Annotated in this window: 4 protein-coding genes, 1 tRNA gene and 1 rRNA gene; all 6 read left to right on the forward strand. The window is 42.1% G+C overall.

Annotated elements, in window-relative coordinates; genetic code table 11:
* Positions 1–45 precede the first annotated feature (45 nt).
* The 6 genes from rrf to tsaD all read left to right on the forward strand — a co-directional run bounded on the left by rrf (position 46) and on the right by tsaD (position 3,131).
* Positions 46–161, forward strand: a 5S ribosomal RNA gene (gene rrf, locus OTG27_RS26325).
* 66 nt (positions 162–227) lie between these two features.
* Positions 228–301 (forward strand) — tRNA-Met (locus OTG27_RS26330).
* A 201-nt stretch (positions 302–502) separates the two neighbouring features.
* Complete coding sequence (tsaE, locus tag OTG27_RS26335; protein ID WP_034306358.1) at positions 503–955, forward strand: tRNA (adenosine(37)-N6)-threonylcarbamoyltransferase complex ATPase subunit type 1 TsaE; 453 nt, start codon at positions 503–505, stop codon at positions 953–955.
* A complete protein-coding gene (tsaB, locus tag OTG27_RS26340) occupies positions 955–1,647 on the forward strand; it encodes a tRNA (adenosine(37)-N6)-threonylcarbamoyltransferase complex dimerization subunit type 1 TsaB (RefSeq protein ID WP_053533462.1) in 693 nt (230 codons plus the stop codon). The genes tsaE and tsaB overlap by 1 nt, the downstream gene beginning before the upstream one ends.
* Positions 1,648–1,668: 21 nt before the next feature.
* A complete protein-coding gene (gene rimI, locus OTG27_RS26345) occupies positions 1,669–2,121 on the forward strand; it encodes a ribosomal protein S18-alanine N-acetyltransferase (protein WP_053533463.1) in 453 nt (150 codons plus the stop codon).
* Positions 2,118–3,131: a tRNA (adenosine(37)-N6)-threonylcarbamoyltransferase complex transferase subunit TsaD gene (tsaD, locus tag OTG27_RS26350; protein ID WP_268938585.1), complete on the forward strand. Its 1,014-nt coding sequence runs from the start codon at positions 2,118–2,120 to the stop codon at positions 3,129–3,131. Before rimI ends, tsaD begins: the two co-directional genes overlap by 4 nt.
* Positions 3,132–3,397: the final 266 nt, after the last annotated feature.

Raw genomic sequence — 3,397 nt, forward strand, 5'->3', positions numbered from 1 at the left:
GACTTCATACATGTTATGATAATAAATGTGCTAAAAGATTAAATGTTTGGTGGCGATAGCGAAGAGGTCACACCCGTTCCCATTCCGAACACGGCAGTTAAGCTCTTCAGCGCCAATGGTAGTTGGGGGTTTCCCCCTGTGAGAGTAGGACGCCGCCAAGCTATAATCTTTGTATTATTTTTGAATAAACGGGAATACTACATTTATAAAAGAAACATTTATACCGTCGCGGGGTGGAGCAGTCCGGTAGCTCGTCGGGCTCATAACCCGAAGGTCGCAGGTTCAAATCCTGTCCCCGCAATCATGAAAAAAACGAAACCAAGGTTTCGTTTTTTTGTTTTATCTGAAATTCGAATAATATGTCCTTAACTTATTTGTTTCTTCTTTTGAAACAAGGTAAACTACATATAGAATGGTTTTTGTTCCATAATATTGCGTTTATGGTTCTCGACATGAACTATAGGACGGACGTTTTCCTAATAATGATAAAGGTGATTGATATATGCAACATGTTGAATGGATTTCTCAGAATGAGGAAGAAACAGCGCAATTTGCGCACAAATTGGCACAAAAGCTTTCCAGTGGAGATGTGCTGGCTCTAGAAGGTGACTTGGGTGCAGGGAAGACGGCATTCACAAAAGGGCTGGCTAAAGGATTGGGTGTTACCAGAATGGTGAATAGCCCTACCTTTACGATAATAAAGGAGTACATGGGTCGCTTACCTTTGTATCATATGGATGTCTATCGGGTAAGTGAATCGGAAGAAGATTTAGGCTTTGATGAATATTTTGATGGTGATGGTGTGACTGTCGTTGAATGGGCCCATTTAATAAAGGATCACCTCCCAGAGGAGATCTTGACCATTTATATCTATCGTTTGGGCGATACAAGCCGGCGTATTGTTTTGGAAGCCAAAGGCGAACGATATGTAAAGTTATGTAAGGAGATTATTTGATGAAGGTTTTAGCTATAGATACATCGAATTTCACATTAGGGATTGCACTTGTAAACGGGAATCAAGTAATTGGTGAGTATACGACGAACCTAAAGAAAAATCATTCGGTGCGGGTAATGCCAGCAATTGAAACACTGCTGAGGGACTGTGATACTAAACCGAAGGAATTGACTAAGATAGTGGTCGCCCAAGGTCCAGGCTCCTATACAGGGGTCAGGATTGGAGTGACGATAGCGAAAAGCTTGGCCTGGACGCTTCAGATTCCGTTATCAGGTGTTTCCAGCTTAGAGGTTTTAGCAGCTAATGGACGTTATTTTAACGGGTTGATATCTCCCTTGTTCGATGCAAGAAGAGGGCAGATTTATACTGGATTATATGAAATGGAAAAGGATTCTTTAAAGACAGTCATTGAAGATTGTAATATTCTATCCTCTGAGTGGGCGAATCAATTGAAGGAATTAAATCGTCCTGTTTTATTTGTTGGTCAAGATGTTGACATCCATCGGGTTGCAATTACCGATGCATTAGGTGAATTAGCGGTATTTGCTCCAGTACAGTCATATAATTCAAGGCCAAGCGAACTGGCCTTCATTGGTCTTGATAAGGCTGAAGTGGATGTTCACCAGTTTGTACCGAATTATATCCGCATGGCTGAAGCAGAAGCTAAGTGGCTTGAACAGCAGGGGAAATAAACAAGGAAAGCGACGATCATTATGAGTAAAACATTGACGTTCCGAAAGATGAATACGGCAGATATCGACCAAGTGCTTAACGTGGAAAAGCAGTCCTTTACTTTGCCTTGGAGCCGGGAAGCTTTTTTTAATGAATTGAATCATAATCAATATGCTGTATACATGGTGATAGAGGATGAAGGGAAAATTGCCGGTTATTGCGGTGCCTGGATCGTCATTGATGAATCGCACATCACCAATATTGCGATATTACCAGAATACCGAGGGCAAAAGCTTGGAGAAGCTTTGCTCAGGAAGATGATTGAAATCTCCATTTCAATGGGGGTGGTGAGGATGACACTTGAGGTCCGTGTCAGTAATGCCGTAGCCATTTCGCTTTATGAAAAACTTGGTTTCCAAAAGGGCGGAATCCGAAAGAATTATTATACTGACAATCAAGAGGATGCTTATGTTATGTGGGTGAATTTTTCATGAAAAAAGATCAAATTATATTAGGAATTGAAACAAGCTGTGATGAAACTGCGGCAGCCGTCATAAAAAATGGAACGGAAATACTGAGTAATGTCGTGGCTTCACAAATAGAAAGTCATAAACGTTTTGGCGGTGTCGTCCCGGAAATAGCTTCCCGTCATCATGTAGAACAAATTACTATTGTTCTTGAAGAAGCACTGCTGCAAGCGGGTGTGACATATGAAGACTTGGATGCCATTGCCGTTACAGAAGGTCCCGGCCTTGTAGGGGCACTATTAATAGGTGTGAATGCGGCGAAGGCTGTAGCTTTCGCACATGGAATACCAATTGTCGGTACGCATCATATCGCTGGTCATATCTATGCAAATCGGCTTATTCAGGAGATTGAATATCCTGCGCTTTCTTTAGTCGTTTCGGGAGGTCATACGGAATTGGTGCTTTTAGAAGAACCGGGTTCTTTCAAGGTGATCGGGGAGACGCGGGATGATGCAGCAGGGGAGGCGTATGATAAAGTGGCTCGAACCTTGGGGCTCCCTTATCCTGGCGGGCCTCATATCGATAGGCTTGCGCAAGAAGGCTCACCATCTTTGAAACTGCCTAGGGCATGGTTGGATGGCAGCTATGACTTTTCTTTCAGCGGGTTGAAATCAGCGGTAATCAACACTTTGCATAATGCAGAACAGCGCGGGGAAAAAATTGAACCTAAAGATTTAGCGGCAAGTTTCCAAGCAAGCGTGATAGAAGTGCTTGTAATGAAAGCTGTGAAGGCTGCAAAGGAATATAATGTGAAACAGGTATTGCTTGCTGGAGGAGTTGCGGCAAATAAAGGCCTTAGGGAAGCATTAACGGATGCTTTTAAGGATTTACCTATGGATATATCCATTCCGCCCCTCTATCTTTGTACCGACAATGCTGCCATGATTGGTGCTGCTGGCAGTGTCATGTTTGAAAAGGGAAAGCGATCCGGTTTGGATTTGAACGGAAATCCTGGATTGGATATAGAAGCATTTTAATGGACGAGAAGACAGGATCCGTCACTTTGGCATCCTGTCTTTTTATCGTGTTAATAAAATAATAGAATATTCTGTGGATAAAGTTTTTTTTATAATCATCCTGCATGTGTATAAAGGGGTATTTTTGTGGATAAGTGGATATGTTTCTGTGGATAATGTGTATAACTCAAATTAATGGCTAATGAGCGGCAAGTGGTTTGTTAACAAGTTTGTGGATAACTTTCAAGCGACACTTTGGTTGGAAAAGAAAAAGACCGAGTCAATTG

Origin of the sequence: Peribacillus sp. AS_2 (assembly GCF_026891895.1) — a bacterium.
Classification (GTDB): domain Bacteria; phylum Bacillota; class Bacilli; order Bacillales; family DSM-1321; genus Peribacillus; species Peribacillus frigoritolerans.